The sequence below is a fragment of the Lutibacter sp. HS1-25 genome, from assembly GCF_004121075.1.
Lineage (GTDB): Bacteria > Bacteroidota > Bacteroidia > Flavobacteriales > Flavobacteriaceae > Lutibacter.
Genome location: NZ_RHLN01000017.1, coordinates 33,714 through 50,115 on the forward strand (window position 1 = coordinate 33,714; position 16,402 = coordinate 50,115).

A 16,402-nucleotide genomic window follows, 5' to 3' on the forward strand; every position below is an offset into this window, starting at 1 on the left:
AAAATAACTAACTTTGTACATCAAAAAAATATAAATAATGAAAAAAATATTGACATTACTTTTTATTGGATTTGTTGCATTTTCAGTAAAAGCACAAGAAGTAAAACCAGCAGAAGTTGCTGTAGACCCAAATGCTCCTGTAATTGAATTTGAATCTGACGTTATTGATTACGGAAAGATCGATCAAGGTGCTGATGGAGTTCGTGTTTTTAAGTTTAAAAACACTGGAAAATCACCTATTACAATTGAAAGAGTACAATCTAGTTGTGGTTGTACAGTACCTGAAAAACCTGAAGCGCCTGTTTTACCAGGTCAAAGTGGTGAGATTAAGGTAAAATATGATACCAACAGAATTGGTGGTTTTTCAAAAGAAATTACTGTTTTTTCAAATGCTTCAGAGCCTCAGAAAAAAATACGCATTAAAGGTATTATTATTAAAGCTGAATCTCCAGTAGCTAAAGACAAACCAACCGTTTCTTCAAAGTAAGAAACTTAAGTGATATAAAAAAAGGCTTCAATTTATTTTGAAGCCTTTTTTTGTGCTATTGCATCTCTTAATTTAAAACTATACTGATAGTCAATTCCATCTCTTTCAACTACCAATTCTATTTTTGTATTTTCTTTTTCATAAAATTTAGCAACTATTTCATCTAATTTTAAATCGTATGTATATTTACCATTAATTTTAATTAAAACATCTCCTGGCCTTACCCCTGCTTCATAAGCTGGAGAATCTTTTCTTAAATTTTCTACCCTGTAAGTAGGCTTAAATATAAATTTATAATTATAGTCTAAAGTGACTTTAAATCCATTAGTTGGTGTTTCACCTTTATATGAAATGGCGCCTTGATCTTTTTCTTTTACCAATATTTTTCCGTTATAAACCAACTCAATACCACTCATATTATACCTAAATGGTTCTTTATATCTTGAACCTTTTTTAAAGGTGATTTTATTATTTTGATAATCAAACAATACCGTAAATCTTTTTAAAATTCCGGCTCCTATACTTCCATTTCTTTCTTCAAACTGCAAAGCACTTCCTATTGATGACGAATCTGGATAAGAAACTGTAGGGTTTTTAAACTCAAAAGTACCCATTATCAGGCTTTCAATTTTACTGCGTTTACCTGTAACAACACCACTTAATCCTTCACCTAAAAAATCATTAAAATAGTATTCTGGAGATATTATATCTGAATGAGAATTTTCAAATAACCACAAAGCATCACTCCCACCAGAATCTATTAACAATTTAACTGGTGTAATTTTAGATGAATTTTCATTAAGTTTAACCCCAACATTAATGTAAGGTTTCAACATTCTAAACTCAATTTTAAAAGTTTCACACTTTCTACAATTGTTATAATTATAACTATCGGGACTATAAAAAGTTAATTTTTTGGTGCTATAATTTATTTTTACCGAAAAATCTTTTAAAATTTCATAGCCAATAATTCCATGTATAGTAAGGCCCATTTTTGACGATAAATCAAAATTATCATTTGATATAACATACAATTTTTCATTTCTACTAACTATATTTGGCAGTTTAAATTCATTTCCGGTAGATAAAATTGCATCAACAGACTCTTCACTTCCAAGACCTTTCAATTTCTTTTTTTCAACATTTTTTAAAACAACCGAATCCTGTTCATTTAAATTAAATAGTAAGGTCGAACCTACACCTGAATCTAAAATAAAATTCAATTTACGACCATTTACTTCCATAGGAAAAACAATTAAATTACTTGAAAATTTGAAAGAAATTGTTTGCTTTTTAACTCCATCTAACATTATAAAATTGTTTTGAGCAGTTACATTACAAATTACAAGTATTACGAAGACGATATAAAAATACTTTTTATTCAAAATAATTAATTTATTTTTCTATAAAATACAAAATAAAACGCTAATTCTCTTATATTTTATACTATTTTTAATTTTAGAAAATAGTAGGTTTTATTCAAATTTATGAATTAAAATTCGCAATTTTGCGCCACTAAAGCAATTAACTAAAATTACAATGCCAAAAATTTCAAATACGGGTAAAAATATGCCCGAATCACCTATAAGAAAACTTGTTCCATTTGCTGAAAAAGCAAAGAAAAATGGTATAAAAGTTTTTCATTTAAATATTGGTCAACCTGATATTAAAACACCTAGTTGTGCATTAGAGGCAGTTAAAAATAATACTATTGAAGTACTTGCTTATAGTAGTACCGACGGTTCTCCAAGTTACCGTGAAAAATTAGCAAATCATTATTTTGCAAAAAATAATATAAAAATAAATGCTGATGACATTATAATAACCACAGGAGGTTCTGAAGCTTTATTATTTTCGCTTGGAAGTATTACAGATCCAGGTGATGAAATTATTATTCCTGAACCATTTTATGCAAATTACAATGGGTTTTCATCATCATTAAGTGTAAAAATTGTTCCAATCACTTCAAAAATTGAAAACAACTTTGCCTTACCTGATGTTGAAGATTTTGAAAAATTAATTACACCAAAAACCAAAGCTATTTTAATATGTAACCCTGGTAATCCAACAGGTTATTGTTATTCAGAAGCTGAACTACAGCAATTAGCCTCTATGGTTAAAAAACATGACATATTTTTAATTGCAGACGAAGTTTACAGAGAGTTTATTTATAATGAAGATGCGAAACATCATTCTGTTTTAGGAGACTTTGGATTAGAAGAACATGCAATATTAATAGATTCTGTTTCAAAACGTTACAGTATGTGCGGCGCACGTATTGGTTATTTAATTTCAAGAAATAAAGAAGTTATGGTAACCGCTAGAAAATTTGCACAAGCACGTTTAAGTCCACCAACTTATGCACAAATAGCAAGTGAAGCTGCTTTAGATACACCAAAATCTTATTTTGATGAAGTAATTGTTGAATATAAAGGTCGTAGAGATTTATTAATTCAAGAATTAAATAAAATTGAAGGAGTAAAAGCTACAACACCTATGGGTGCTTTTTACTGTATTGTAGAATTGCCTGTTGATAATGCTGAAAAGTTTTCGCAATGGTTGTTAGAAGATTTTTCAGATAACAATGAAACTGTAATGGTTGCTCCGGCTGCTGGTTTTTACTCAACGCCAGGACTTGGACTAAATCAAGTTCGTGTTGCGTATGTTCTAAAAAAAGATGATCTAAAAAGATCTGTAGCGCTTTTAAAAATTGCACTTTCAAAATACAATAATAAATAATTGAAAATTCAAGAAAACATATCTTTAAAACCTTTTAATACATTTGGCATTGATGTATATGCCAAACGTTTTGTTACCATAAATTCTTTAAACGATTTAAAAAGTATTACTTCAAAAGAAAAAAATATTTTTTTGATGAGCGGAGGAAGTAACATGCTGCTTACCAAAGATATAGAAAATTTGGTATTACAAATTAATTTAAAAGGAATTGTTGTTAATGACACTGATAATGATGTTGTTTATGTGACTGCTGAAGCTGGTGAAAATTGGCACGAATTTGTTATGTGGTGCATTTCACAAAATTATGGTGGTTTAGAAAATTTAGCACTTATACCTGGCAACGTAGGCACCTGTCCAATTCAAAATATTGGTGCTTATGGTGTTGAAATTAAAGATACTTTTCATCAATTAGAAGCTTTAGAAATTGAAACAGGTAAAATCAAAACATTTACCAATGAAGTATGTGATTTTGGTTATAGAAATTCGGTTTTTAAAAACGAATTGAAAGGAAAATATATTATTGTAAATGTTACTTTTAAATTGACAAAAAGGAACCATAATTTTAATATTTCTTACGGAGCTATTTCTAGTACTTTAAAAGACATTTCAAAACCTACTTTGCAAGAAATTGCCAATGCAGTTATTGCCATTAGACAAAGTAAATTACCAGATCCTAGAGAAATTGGTAATAGTGGTAGTTTTTTTAAAAATCCTGTTATTGATTTAGATTCTTTTCAAATTTTACAAAAAAAATACCCGGAAATACCACATTATATTGTTTCAGAAAATGAAATTAAAATACCTGCAGGCTGGTTAATTGAGCAATGCGGTTTTAAAGGTCAACGTTTTGGTGATGCGGGCGTGCATCAAAATCAAGCTTTGGTTTTGGTAAATTATGGCAATGCTAGCGGACAAGAAATTCTTGAACTTGCACAAAAAATTCAACAAAAAATACTTGAAACTTACAATATTTTACTTGAAATTGAAGTGAATATCATTTAATAAAACAATTGTCTAAACCTTATGCTAAAACCACGGTCAGCAATCGGTTAATAAAAATTTCACTACTAAGACAAAACATTATTTACTAAAAAGCCTCTCCAAATGGAGAGGCTTTTTAGTATTATCCTTTTCTTCTTTGAGAAGGTTTTGTATTTCCAAAAGATTTGCTGTCGCTTCTTTTTCTTCCAAATCCACTGGCTGAGTCTCCACCTCCAGCAGTTTTACGATCTTTGCTTCTAGGTTTTCCTCCTCCGCTTCTAGAACGTCTTCCTCCTTCGCTATCGCTATTTTCACGTCTTCCGCTTCCACCACCATCTCTTCTTGATGATCCTCCGCCTCCGCGTCCTGAACGTTTCTTTTCAGTAACTTCAACATTTACATTTCTACCTTCAAAATCAACATCCCCTTTTTGAAAAGCTGAGATAGTTTCATCTTGATAATTTTTATCTAATTCAAAAAATGAAAAAGTGTCTAAAATTTCAATTTGACCAATTTCAATATTTTTTGCAATACGTTGATCGTTAATTAAACCAATTAAACGAGCAGGATTTAATTTATCTTTTCTACCAATATTGATAAAGAAACGAGTCATATTTTCATCATCACGACGTTTTCCTCTCGTATCAGAACCTCTATCTGAGCCTCTCATTTGTTCACTATCGTTTAAATCTGGTGCATTTTCGTAGTATGAAAGGAAAGTGTTAAATTCAATAGAAACAAATCTTTTAATCAATTCTTCTCTATCTAAGCCTTCTAGTTTTTCATAAATTGATGGTAAAAAGTCATTGATTTCAGTATCATTAACTTTAATATCATGAACTTTATCAATCAATTTCAACAATTGGTTTTGGCAAATTTCTTTACCTGTTGGTACTTGTGTACTTACAAATTGTTTACCAATAATTCTTTCAATTGGACGAAGTTTACCTTTTTCTCTTCCTGTAACAATTGCAATAGAAATACCTTCTTTACCAGCACGACCAGTTCTACCACTTCTATGAGTATAAGATTCTATTTGGTCTGGTAATTTATGGTTAATTACGTGTGTTAAATCATTTACATCTAATCCACGAGCAGCAACATCTGTTGCAACTAATAATTGTAAAGTTTTATTACGGAATTTTTCCATTACACTATCACGTTGAGCTTGAGATAAATCTCCGTGAAGCGCATCTGCATTGTAACCGTCTTTTATCAATTTATCGGCTACTTCTTGTGTTTCTCTACGAGTTCTACAAAAAATAATACTATAAATATCTGGATTTACATCGGCAATTCTTTTTAAAGCTGCATATCTGTTTCTTTCTGAAACAACATAATACTGGTGAGAAACCTGATCTGAACCTTTATTTTTTTGTCCTGAAGAAATTTCAACAGGTTTGTTCATATAATTACGCGCAATGCTTTCTACTTCTTGAGGAAAAGTTGCTGAAAACAACAATGTTTGCTTATCTTCTGGCGTAACTTCTAAAATTTTATCTAGCTCATCTTTAAAACCCATATTCAACATTTCATCGGCTTCATCTAAAACCAACCATTGAATTTTTTCAAGTTTTAATTGTTTTCTGTTAATTAAATCAACTGTTCTTCCTGGTGTACCAACAACAATTTGTACCCCTTTTTTTAATTTTCTAATTTGCTCTTCAATGCTTGCTCCTCCGTATACGGCCTCACATTTTACACCTTTAAGGTATTTAGAAAAATCGTTGATATTAGTTGCAATTTGCAAAGCCAACTCACGTGTTGGAGATAAAATAACAGCCTGTGTATCACTACTATTTGCATCAATTTGCTCTAAAATAGGCAAACTAAATGCTGCTGTTTTTCCTGTTCCTGTTTGCGCAAATGCTTTTAAATCTTGTTTTGAAGCAATTACTTGTGGAATTGATTTTAATTGAATTTCGGTAGGGTTTTCATACCCCAAATCTGTAAGAGCTTTAATGATATTTTCATTAAGCCCTAGGTCTTTAAATGTTGACATTATCTATAAATTATTGATTTACAGACGCCCATCTATAAACCGGTTAAAAAACGTGCAAAGGTACGTTTAATATCAATGCTAAAACTACAATATTAATTTATTTGTAATTTATTTAACTCTTTTTCTAAATTTTTAGCATCTAAATAAGTAAAACCATTCATTACCAAGCCATTACTATTGGTAATAATTAATCTTGGATAGCGACTTGTTAAAAAATTATTGGCATAACTTGTTGCTAAAAGCTTAAATTGTTGGCTTGAATCCAACTTTTTCAACTTATAATCTGTCTTAATATCAATATATGCAGGTTGCATTTGTACACCAATAAAATGTACTTTTGGGTATTTTTTTTGCAAAAACTGAACACGACTTACCAAATATTCAGAAGACATATATTCTGTAGACCAAAAGTAAATTACTGTTTTTTTATTTTTTATGATGTTGTTAATATTTTTAACACTATCATTATTATAAGAAACAACTTCAAAATCTGGTAATAGCTTGTTGTTTTCAACATATTTACTATCACTAACAAGATTTTGAACCTGATCTATATATTCTTGATTTGAACAGTTTTTCAAAAAAATTTCAATTTTAGTAGTATCAATTGCGCAAGTAGTTTTACTTTTTAAAAAATCGTTTACTACAATTCTTTTTAATAAGGTATTTTTAATTTCTTCCGAAGAAACATTTTTAACAATCGCATTTAAAACATTTGTTGTAATATCATTTTTTGTAGAATCCTTTTCCTTTTCAACATAACTTTGATTGTATAAAAAATTCACCACATAATTTTGGTACGGATAAAAAAACAACAAATGATCGTTATTTAAATCAATACTTTTTCTATAATCATAAAATTGCTCAGAAAGTACTGGAAAAGACGCTAAGCGATAAGCTTTTTTATAATAATAAGGATAAATTTCTTTTAAACGATATAAGGGATAATTGATAGCAACATTTGTTAAATGTTGAAATCCTTCTGAAATTTCAATCTCATTAATTTTAAAATTCTCATAAATCGTTTCCTTAACATTTTTTAAAGAATCTATTTTATGTTGAAATTGGTTCTCATCTAATTTAAAATAAGAAAATATTTCCTTTTCTTCTTCTTCATTTTGCAAAAATAAATTCAACAAAAACTCATTTTTAGCACTTCCTACGCCACTATATACAATAGATTCATCAAAATCCCAAGAATTTAACCTCACCAATAGACTATCAGCTGGTTCTAAATAAATATATTGAAATTCTAATCCGTGTTTAAAAGTGTACAAACCTTCGTCTAAGTTTTCATATTTAGTCAAAAAACGATTGCTTTTATCTAAAATTAAGGTGTCTAATATTTGTTCATCTTTTAAAAACAATACAAAATTAGTTCTCGGATTTACAATTTGTCCACCAAAATAAACAGATGAATCTGATACTGAATTCTGATTACAACTAAAAACAAAAAAAGCCAATATTAAAACAATTAAATATCTCATTAAAAATGGGTTATAGTAAAAGTACATTGTTGTACATCACTGTCTTTTCATTAAGATGTTAAATATAAATTAGGGTTGCAGGATATTAAAGAAATTAACTTGAATTTAACAGTTCTTTAGTGAATTGATTTCACTATTTTTGCAAAAATTTTAAAACTAAAATCAAATATGCTTTCAGTATCAAATTTATCTGTTCAATTCGGCAAACGTATTTTGTTTGATGATGTAAATACCAAATTTACAGCTGGTAACTGTTACGGTATTATAGGTGCCAATGGTTCAGGAAAATCAACTTTTTTAAAAATAATTTCAGGAAAAATGGATCCTACATCGGGTCACGTTCATCTTGAATCTGGAAAACGTATGTCTGTATTATCTCAAGACCACTATGCGTTTGACGAATATGCAGTATTGGATACTGTTATGATGGGAAACAAAAAGTTGTATGCCATTAAAAATGAAATGGATGCCATTTATGCAAAAGAGGATTTTTCGGAGGAAGATGGTGTAAAAGCAGGAGAATTAGGTGCAGAATTTGAAGAAATGGGCGGTTGGAATGCTGAAAGTAATGCTGCAACTTTGCTATCATCATTAGGAATTAAAGAAGATAACCATTACACTTTAATGAGTGAATTAGATGGTAAAGCAAAAGTACGTGTTTTATTGGCTCAGGCTTTATTTGGAAATCCTGATGTATTAATTATGGATGAGCCTACCAACGATTTGGATTTTGAAACTATTGGTTGGTTAGAAAACTTTTTAGCAAACTACGACAATACAGTAATTGTTGTTTCGCATGACCGTCACTTTTTAGATGCTGTTTGTACACATATTTCAGATATTGATTTTGGTAAAATTAACCACTTTTCAGGAAATTATACTTTTTGGTACGAATCTAGTCAGTTAGCTGCTCGTCAACGTGCACAACAAAACAAAAAAGCAGAAGATAAAAAGAAAGAATTAGAAGAATTTATTCGTCGTTTTTCTGCTAACGTTGCCAAATCTAAACAAGCAACTAGTCGTAAAAAAATGATTGAAAAGTTAAATGTTGATGATATAAAACCTTCGAGCAGAAGATACCCAGCTATTATTTTTGATAGAGATCGTGAAGCTGGAGATCAAATTTTAAATGTTGAACATTTATCAAAAGCTGTTGAAGGAGAAGTATTATTTAATGATTTACATTTTAATTTGGCTAAAGGCGATAAAGTTGCTTTGATTTCAAAAAACTCAAGAGCTGTTACTGCTTTATATGAAATTTTAAACGGAAATGCTCAAGCAGATAGTGGTAAATTTCAATGGGGAGTTACTACCACACAATCTTATTTACCCTTAGATAATGCTGAATTTTTTAAAAATGAATCTTTAAATCTTGTAGATTGGTTACGCCAATATGCAAAAACCGAAGAAGAACGAGAAGAAGTTTATTTAAGAGGCTTTTTAGGAAAAATGATTTTTAGCGGTGAAGAAGCGCTAAAAAAATGCAATGTACTTTCTGGAGGTGAAAAAGTAAGATGTATGATGAGTAGAATGATGATGATGAGAGCAAACGTTTTAATGTTAGACGAACCTACAAACCATTTAGACTTAGAGTCTATTCAAGCATTTAACAACTCATTAAGCAACTTTAAAGGTACCGTTATATTTACAACTCATGACCACGAATTTGCACAAACTGTAGCAAACCGCGTAATTGAAATTACACCAAATGGTGTAATAGACAGATATAGTACTTTTGATGAATATTTAGATGATCCAAAAATAAAAGAGTTAAGAGAAAAAATGTACTCTTAAATATAGTATCTAAATAATGCTAGAAATAGCATTTCTAATTAAAAAAGGAGCTTATTAAAGTATTAATTACTTTGGTAAGCTCCTTTAATTTTTACTGTTTTTTAAAAACCTTCAATAAAAAAATTACTTAAATTATAAACAAAAAAAATCTCGCCGAAACGAGATTTTATAAAACATTTATGATTTTAAACAGACGTCTATTTTGCAATATTAACAGCCCTTGTTTCTCTAATTACAGTAATTCTAACCTGACCTGGGTAAGTCATATCATTTTGAATTTTTTGAGAAATACTAAATGATAATTCAGATGCTTTTGCATCACTTACTTTTTCACTTTCAACAATTACACGCAATTCTCTACCTGCTTGTATAGCATATGCTTTTTGAACTCCTGAAAAACCAAAAGCAATATCTTCTAAATCTTTTAAACGTTGAATGTACGAATCTAAAACTTGACGACGAGCACCTGGCCTAGCACCTGATATAGCATCACAAACCTGTACAATTGGCGCAATCATAGTTTTCATCTCAATCTCATCGTGATGTGCTCCAATAGCGTTACAAATTTCTGGATTTTCATTGTATTTTTCAGCCCACTCCATACCTAACAATGCGTGTGGTAAATCACTTTCTGTTTCTGGTACTTTACCAATATCATGAAGTAAACCTGCTCTTTTAGCTAATTTTGCATTTAAGCCTAATTCTGCAGCCATAATACCACAAAGGTTAGCTACTTCGCGTGAATGTTGTAATAAATTTTGACCGTAAGAAGAACGGTATTTCATTCTACCAATAGTTTTTATCAATTCTGGATGCAAACCATGAATTCCTAAATCTATCACAGTACGCTTACCAACTTCAATAATTTCTTGTTGCAGTTGTTTTTCAGTTTTTTTAACAACCTCTTCTATACGAGCAGGATGTATACGTCCGTCTGTAACTAATTTATGTAAGGCCAAACGAGCAATTTCTCTACGAACAGGATCAAAACAAGATAAAATAATTGCTTCAGGCGTGTCATCTACAATAATCTCAACACCAGTAGCAGATTCTAAAGCACGAATATTTCTTCCTTCTCTACCAATAATTCTACCCTTAACATCATCAGATTCAATATTGAATACAGATACACAGTTTTCAACAGTTTGCTCTACACCAACACGTTGAATGGTATTTAAAATAACTTTTCGAGCTTCTTGTTGTGCTGTTAATTTAGATTCTTCAATAGTATCTTGTATAAATACCATTGCATCAGATTTAGCTTGCTCTTTTAAAGATTCTACCAATTGTTTTTTAGCTTCTTCGGCAGATAACCCTGATATAACTTCAAGATTTTCTACTTGCTTTTTATGCAATTTTTCAACCTCTTCGGTTTTTCTTTCTAAATAATCAGTTCGCTTTGAATAATCATCCATTTTTGACTCGATCTGATCATTCAATTTTTTGTTTTTATCTAATTCTTGAGAAACTTGAGACTCTTTATCTCTAATGCGTTTTTCAGCTTCAGCAATCTTTTTTTCACGAGCAATAACAACTTTTTCGTGTTCAGATTTTAGTTCGATAAATTTTTCTTTTGCTTGTAAAATCTTATCTTGTTTAAGACCATCAGCTTCAATTTTAGCCTCTTTCAATATTGTTGAAGCTTCTTTTCTAGTGTTTCTAATAATTTTAGTTGCTTTGTTTTTTTCAACAACTTTTGCAATAACATATCCTATTGCCAGGCCTATTGCAATACCAACTAGTATTGGCATCATATATTCTACCATAATTTACGTCTATATATATAAAAAAAAAGCCTACATCAGAGAGGTTTTGTAAACTCCTTATAACATTTTTAGGAATAACTAATTGATCAAGGATCCGTTCAAGACGGCTTGCTTTAACAATTAAGACTCTTCCTTTATAAAGATATCTTGTTGAGTTTAACAAACAATTACTAATGTAGGCAGTATTATTAATTAATTTAAAAGAACTTATTTATTTAAGTGTTCATCTATTAGATCACTTAATTTATTCAAATTTTTTGTTGCTTTATCGTTTTCTTGTTCTTTATTAATTGCATTTATTTCAATTAGCGATGCAAATTGTAAAGCACACATGGCTAAAACATCTTGTTTATCACTAACTGCATAATTCTTTTCAAATTTTGATACCAAATCATTGATTTGATTTGCTGCCTTTCTCATCCCTTCCTCTTCATTTACACTATTCACTTTGATAGGGTATGATCTTCCTGCAATAGTAACCTTTATTTTTAAAGAATCTGCCATTTTAAAGAACTTATTCGCTTAATTGATTAATACACGCATCAATTTCACGAATTAAAGCATTTATTTTGAGTTTTGTTTCTCTTGTATCTTCCTTACTGCCTTCAATAGTTTTAGCAATTTTTAATGCTTGATATTTTTTCTCAAGTTCATCAAATAATTGCGATTTTTTAATCATTGTATTTTCCAAAGCGGTTAATTTGCTATACAACAAATCATTTTCTTCCTTTAAAAAATTGTAATTTTCTAATAGTATTTTGAGTTTATTTTCAACTAAATTAACAGCTTCTGTAATGGTACTCATAAATAACTAAAAAATATAAACTATTATTTACAAAGTTAGTATTCCGAAAGGAATATTACAACTGTTTTCTTTCATTTTACAAAAAACTTCAATTTATGCTTATAAAAGCTTTGAGTTTGAGCGATTTTAAAAAATAATATTTACTACTTTAGCGAAAAACATTTTTTGTGAAGAACCGATTATTCCTTTTACTATTTTTTAATATTTTTTTGACCTTTTCACAAGGTACATTGTTCGTAAACAACTCATTTCCTACTGATTATTTTGGAAATCCTTTAGAAATTCCTTTAATTTTATCTGGTACTTTTGGCGAATTACGTCCTAACCATTTTCATGCTGGGTTAGACATAAAAACGCAGCAAAAAGATGGTTTAAATGTTTTAGCATCGGCAAGTGGCTATGTTTCTCGCATAAAAATATCGCATTGGGGCTACGGAAAAGTAATTTACGTAACCCATCCAAATGGTTTTACTACTGTTTACGCCCATCTTCAAAAATTTAACAATAACATTGAAACCTATTTAAAAAAGCAACAATACAAAAAAGAAAGTTTTGAGATTGAACTTTTCCCTTCTGCCAATGAATTGCCAATTTCAAAAGGTGAAATAATTGCTTTAAGCGGAAGTACTGGCGGATATGCAGGACCTCATTTACATTTTGAAATTAGAGATAGTAGAACAGAGGAAACTATAAATCCAATGCTTTTTGGTATTGAAATTGACGATACCATAAAACCAAGTATCAATAGTTTGATGGGCTATTCTTTATCTGAAAACTCATATATCAACAATTCGAGCATTCCAACTCAAATTCCCTACAAAACTTTGGCTAATGGCGATTTATTAGCCAATAAAATTACAGCTTATGGCACTATTGGTTTTGGAATTAACTCTTTTGACCAACTAAACGGTGCGTATAATAAAAATGGAGTCTATAGTTTAAAAATTTTGGTAAACGGAAATATTGTTCATGAATTTATTGCTGAAAAAACAGCTTTTGTTGAAGGAAAATATATCAATTTGTTAATTGATTATGAACGCTATGTGAAAACCAGACAAACCATACAAAAATGTTATACAGAACCGGCAAATAAATTAAATATGTTCGCCGTATCTGTTAACAATGGTTTTATTAATATTGAAAATGGAAAAGATTACAATGTTGATATTATTGCAGCTGACTTTAAAGGTAATTCAAAAAAAATAACCATTCCTGTTCTTGGAAAAAAAATGAATTCAGTAATAACTTCACCTGTTGACTCTACAGCTTATAAAATTATTTCAACAGAATTTCACCAATTTAATAAAGATGGAATTACGGTTGCTTTTCCAAAAAACACGTTTTACAACGATTTTTATTTAGATTTTGAAGTTAATAAAAATGTAGTAAAGGTACACAACCCAACCATTCCATTAAACGGCAGATATACACTTACTTTTGATGTTAGCAATTATACTGATTCTGAAAAAAAGACCTTATATATTGCTTCAATTAATAGTAAAGGAGGTTCTAGCTACGAATCGACAGTAAAAAAAGAAAATTCATTTTACACTTCAACAAAAAGTTTAGGTAAATTCACTTTAAAAAATGATTTGATTGCGCCTAGAGTTATACCGCATAATTTCAACAACAATCAGTGGCTAACCAATTCTAAAACACTGCAAGTAAAAATTTCTGACCAAGGATCAGGAATAGATTCTTACAGAGGTGAAATTGATGGTGAGTGGATTTTAATGGAATACAGTGTTAAAACAGGTTTGCTAACCTATGATTTTAACGACAAAACTTTTAATGAAGCAAAACACGAACTTAAAGTAACTGTAACAGACAATGTTGGTAACACATCTACTTTAAACACTACTTTTTATAGAAAAAAATAATTACATATTTTGAGAAAATTCGCCTTTATCCTTTTTTTAATAACCAGCACATTTATTTACGCACAAACTGCTACAGTTAAAGGTGTTGTTAATAATGAGTTTAAAACACCTATTGAAGGTGTTGCAATTACTTGTGCTCAATACGGTGCAGAAACAAACCAAAAAGGAGAATATATTTTAACCATTCCGGCAGGTATTGATATTATCATAACATACTCACATGTAACTTATAAAACATTTGAAAAAAAATTCAACATTCCAAAAAACAAAACTTTAAACTATTCACCAACCTTAACAGTGAAAGTTGAAGAAATGGAAGAAGTAATTGTAAAAAACGAAACAAAAGAAGCACAAGGTATTTTAAAAATAGACCCTGCAGATGCCGTTAAAATTACAAGCGCTAAAGGTGGTGTAGAAACTGTATTATTGGCTTTACCTGGTGTAAACAACAACAACGAATTAAGTACACAATATAATGTACGTGGTGGTAATTTTGATGAAAACTTGGTATATGTAAACGGAATTGAAGTTTACCGTCCTTTTTTAATCAATTCAGGTCAGCAAGAAGGTTTGAGTTTTGTGAATGAAAATTTGGTGCAAAATATCAATTTTTCAGCTGGAGGTTTTCAGGCAAAATATGGCGATAAACTTTCTTCGGTTTTAGACATTACCTACAGAACTCCTAAAGAGTTTGCTGCAGGTGTTAATGCTAGTTTAATGGGTGCAAAAGCCAATGTAGAAGGTACTTTATTTAACAATAAATTAAGCGCATTATTAGGTGCCAGATATCAAAACAATAGCATGTTTATTAATAGCAAAGATATTGAAACCAATACAAAACCTAATTTTACCGATGTTCAATTGTTTCTTTCGTACTTTTTAAATTCAAAATTCAAAATCGACTTTTTAGGAGTTTATTCTTTAAATAACTATAACTACACGCCTATTTCTAGAAAAACAAATTTTGGAACTTTAACTGATCCAAAAGAATTAATCGTTTTTTATGACGGACAAGAAAAAGACTCTTTTGAAACCTTATTTGGTGCTGTAAACGGTACTTATACTGTAAACGAAAATCTACACCTTGGTCTTACACTTTCTTCTTTTCATACTATTGAACAAGAGCGTTACGATATTTTGGCCAACTATAATTTAAGTGAATTTGATTCTGATTTTAATTCAAAAGACATAGGAAATGATAATTCTTCTCCTCAATTTGGAACACAGTTAGATCACGCTCGAAACAATTTAGATGCCTTAATAGGTGCTGTTGATTTTAAAGGAACTTATAAAAAAAATAAGCATCAAGTAGATTTTGGCATCAAATATAAACATGAAAATTTTAGAGATCAGTTAAAAGAATATGAAGTATTAGATTCTATTGGTTATAATGTTAGACCTTTAGGTAATATTTCTAACAATGAGCCTTACCAACCTTATGATGGAGCAATAGTTCCTTTTAATTATATCAATGCAAAAAACAATATATCTATCAATAGATTTGTTTTGTTTGCCCAATACAGTAAAAATTCATTTATAAATTCTCATAAAATCTGGTATAATTTAGGGGGAAGAGCACATTATTGGACCGTTAGTGATGTTAACAATAAAAATGTAAATCAGGCTACATATAGTCTTAGAGGACAATTTGCAATTAAACCAGATTGGGATAATGATATGCTTTTTAGAATTTCAGGAGGCATGTACAACCAACCTCCATTTTATGATGAACTTAGAAATCCGAAAGGAGAAATAATACCAACTGTAAAAGCTCAAAAATCATTACAAGCAGTAATTGGAAACGAATTTAGTTTTGATTTATGGAACAGACCTTTTAAGTTAATTTCTGAAGCATACTATAAACACTTAACCGATGTTAATATTTATACTGTAGACAATGTTAAAATTACCTATTTAGCCAATAACAATGCCGTTGCATATGCAGCTGGTTTAGATTTTAGGTTAAATGGTGAGTTTGTTCCTGGTACTGATAGTTGGATAAGTATTGGATTTTTAAAGACCGAAGAAAATTATGACAATTTAGGATATATTGCTCGTCCTACAGATCAGCGATTTAAATTTGCGATGCTTTTTCAAGATTATATCCCAAATATTCCAAGTGTTAAAATGTATTTAAACTTGGTTTATAATACCGGTGTTCCTGGTGGTTCTCCTGCAAATACAAATCCTTATAATTATCAAAACAGATTAAACGATTACAAAAGAGCAGACATTGGTATTACTTATGTTTTTACCGATGCTAAAAATGTATCTCAAAAAACATGGCTAAAAGGCTTTAAAGAATTAGCTTTTGGAGTAGAAATTTTCAACTTATTTGATATTCAAAATTCTATTACAAATACCTGGGTAAGAGATGTGTATTCAAAAGAATATTATGCAATTCCAAATTATATGACCTCACGTGTTTTTAATCTGAAATTAGATATGAAGTTTTAATATT

Annotated in this window: 12 protein-coding genes and 1 other RNA gene; 6 read left to right on the forward strand and 7 right to left on the reverse strand. The window is 29.8% G+C overall.

Going from position 1 to position 16,402, the window contains the following annotated elements:
• Positions 1–37 precede the first annotated feature (37 nt).
• Positions 38–487, forward strand: coding sequence for a DUF1573 domain-containing protein (locus EC396_RS07980; RefSeq protein ID WP_129366184.1), 450 nt, complete (start codon positions 38–40; stop codon positions 485–487).
• Positions 488–519: 32 nt separating this feature from the next.
• Here EC396_RS07980 and EC396_RS07985 read toward each other — a convergent pair whose 3' ends face one another.
• Positions 520–1,797 (reverse strand): retropepsin-like aspartic protease, encoded by a 1,278-nt coding sequence (locus EC396_RS07985; RefSeq protein ID WP_129366185.1) that lies wholly within the window; start codon positions 1,795–1,797, stop codon positions 520–522.
• A 229-nt stretch (positions 1,798–2,026) separates the two neighbouring features.
• Here EC396_RS07985 and EC396_RS07990 point away from each other — a divergent pair, with 229 nt between their 5' ends.
• Both EC396_RS07990 and murB read left to right on the forward strand, forming a co-directional pair.
• The gene (locus EC396_RS07990) at positions 2,027–3,226 is read left to right on the forward strand and encodes a pyridoxal phosphate-dependent aminotransferase (RefSeq protein ID WP_129366186.1); all 1,200 of its coding nucleotides are present in this window, start codon (positions 2,027–2,029) and stop codon (positions 3,224–3,226) included.
• Complete coding sequence (gene murB, locus EC396_RS07995; protein ID WP_129366187.1) at positions 3,227–4,228, forward strand: UDP-N-acetylmuramate dehydrogenase; 1,002 nt, start codon at positions 3,227–3,229, stop codon at positions 4,226–4,228.
• A 121-nt stretch (positions 4,229–4,349) separates the two neighbouring features.
• On the opposite strand, the gene EC396_RS08000 is transcribed toward murB, so the two are convergent.
• Positions 4,350–6,209 (reverse strand): DEAD/DEAH box helicase, encoded by a 1,860-nt coding sequence (locus tag EC396_RS08000; RefSeq protein ID WP_129366188.1) that lies wholly within the window; start codon positions 6,207–6,209, stop codon positions 4,350–4,352.
• Between the two features lie 92 nt (positions 6,210–6,301).
• Positions 6,302–7,696 carry a hypothetical protein gene (locus tag EC396_RS08005; protein WP_129366189.1) on the reverse strand — a complete coding sequence of 465 codons (1,395 nt, stop codon included), beginning with the start codon at positions 7,694–7,696 and terminating at the stop codon, positions 6,302–6,304.
• Between the two features lie 168 nt (positions 7,697–7,864).
• On the opposite strand from EC396_RS08005, the gene EC396_RS08010 reads away from it, so the two are divergent.
• Positions 7,865–9,490: an ABC-F family ATP-binding cassette domain-containing protein gene (locus tag EC396_RS08010; protein WP_129366190.1), complete on the forward strand. Its 1,626-nt coding sequence runs from the start codon at positions 7,865–7,867 to the stop codon at positions 9,488–9,490.
• A 197-nt stretch (positions 9,491–9,687) separates the two neighbouring features.
• Here EC396_RS08010 and rny read toward each other — a convergent pair whose 3' ends face one another.
• The 4 genes from rny to EC396_RS08030 form a co-directional block, all read right to left on the reverse strand.
• Positions 9,688–11,244, reverse strand: coding sequence for a ribonuclease Y (gene rny / locus EC396_RS08015; protein WP_370276442.1), 1,557 nt, complete (start codon positions 11,242–11,244; stop codon positions 9,688–9,690).
• Between the two features lie 62 nt (positions 11,245–11,306).
• A non-coding RNA gene (gene ssrS, locus EC396_RS08020) (6S RNA) lies at positions 11,307–11,412 on the reverse strand.
• Positions 11,413–11,463: 51 nt separating this feature from the next.
• Positions 11,464–11,760 carry a cell division protein ZapA gene (locus tag EC396_RS08025; protein WP_129366192.1) on the reverse strand — a complete coding sequence of 99 codons (297 nt, stop codon included), beginning with the start codon at positions 11,758–11,760 and terminating at the stop codon, positions 11,464–11,466.
• A gap of 10 nt (positions 11,761–11,770) precedes the next feature.
• Positions 11,771–12,061, reverse strand: a complete 291-nt coding sequence (locus tag EC396_RS08030; protein WP_129366193.1) for a hypothetical protein — start codon at positions 12,059–12,061, stop codon at positions 11,771–11,773.
• Between the two features lie 209 nt (positions 12,062–12,270).
• Here EC396_RS08030 and EC396_RS08035 point away from each other — a divergent pair, with 209 nt between their 5' ends.
• A complete protein-coding gene (locus EC396_RS08035; RefSeq protein ID WP_240665662.1) occupies positions 12,271–13,941 on the forward strand; it encodes a M23 family metallopeptidase in 1,671 nt (556 codons plus the stop codon).
• A 9-nt stretch (positions 13,942–13,950) separates the two neighbouring features.
• Positions 13,951–16,398 carry a carboxypeptidase-like regulatory domain-containing protein gene (locus EC396_RS08040; protein ID WP_370276443.1) on the forward strand — a complete coding sequence of 816 codons (2,448 nt, stop codon included), beginning with the start codon at positions 13,951–13,953 and terminating at the stop codon, positions 16,396–16,398.
• Positions 16,399–16,402: the final 4 nt, after the last annotated feature.

Excerpts from the sequence above, each read along its gene's own strand:
- EC396_RS07980 (WP_129366184.1), top strand. The coding sequence starts at position 38 with ATGAAAAAAATATTGACATTACTTTTTATTGGATTTGTTGCATTTTCA.
- EC396_RS07985 (WP_129366185.1), bottom strand. The coding sequence starts at position 1,797 with ATGTTAGATGGAGTTAAAAAGCAAACAATTTCTTTCAAATTTTCAAGT.
- EC396_RS07990 (WP_129366186.1), top strand. The coding sequence starts at position 2,027 with ATGCCAAAAATTTCAAATACGGGTAAAAATATGCCCGAATCACCTATA.
- EC396_RS08000 (WP_129366188.1), bottom strand. The coding sequence starts at position 6,209 with ATGTCAACATTTAAAGACCTAGGGCTTAATGAAAATATCATTAAAGCT.
- EC396_RS08005 (WP_129366189.1), bottom strand. The coding sequence starts at position 7,696 with ATGAGATATTTAATTGTTTTAATATTGGCTTTTTTTGTTTTTAGTTGT.
- EC396_RS08010 (WP_129366190.1), top strand. The coding sequence starts at position 7,865 with ATGCTTTCAGTATCAAATTTATCTGTTCAATTCGGCAAACGTATTTTG.
- rny (WP_370276442.1), bottom strand. The coding sequence starts at position 11,244 with ATGATGCCAATACTAGTTGGTATTGCAATAGGCCTGGCAATAGGATAT.
- EC396_RS08025 (WP_129366192.1), bottom strand. The coding sequence starts at position 11,760 with ATGGCAGATTCTTTAAAAATAAAGGTTACTATTGCAGGAAGATCATAC.
- EC396_RS08030 (WP_129366193.1), bottom strand. The coding sequence starts at position 12,061 with ATGAGTACCATTACAGAAGCTGTTAATTTAGTTGAAAATAAACTCAAA.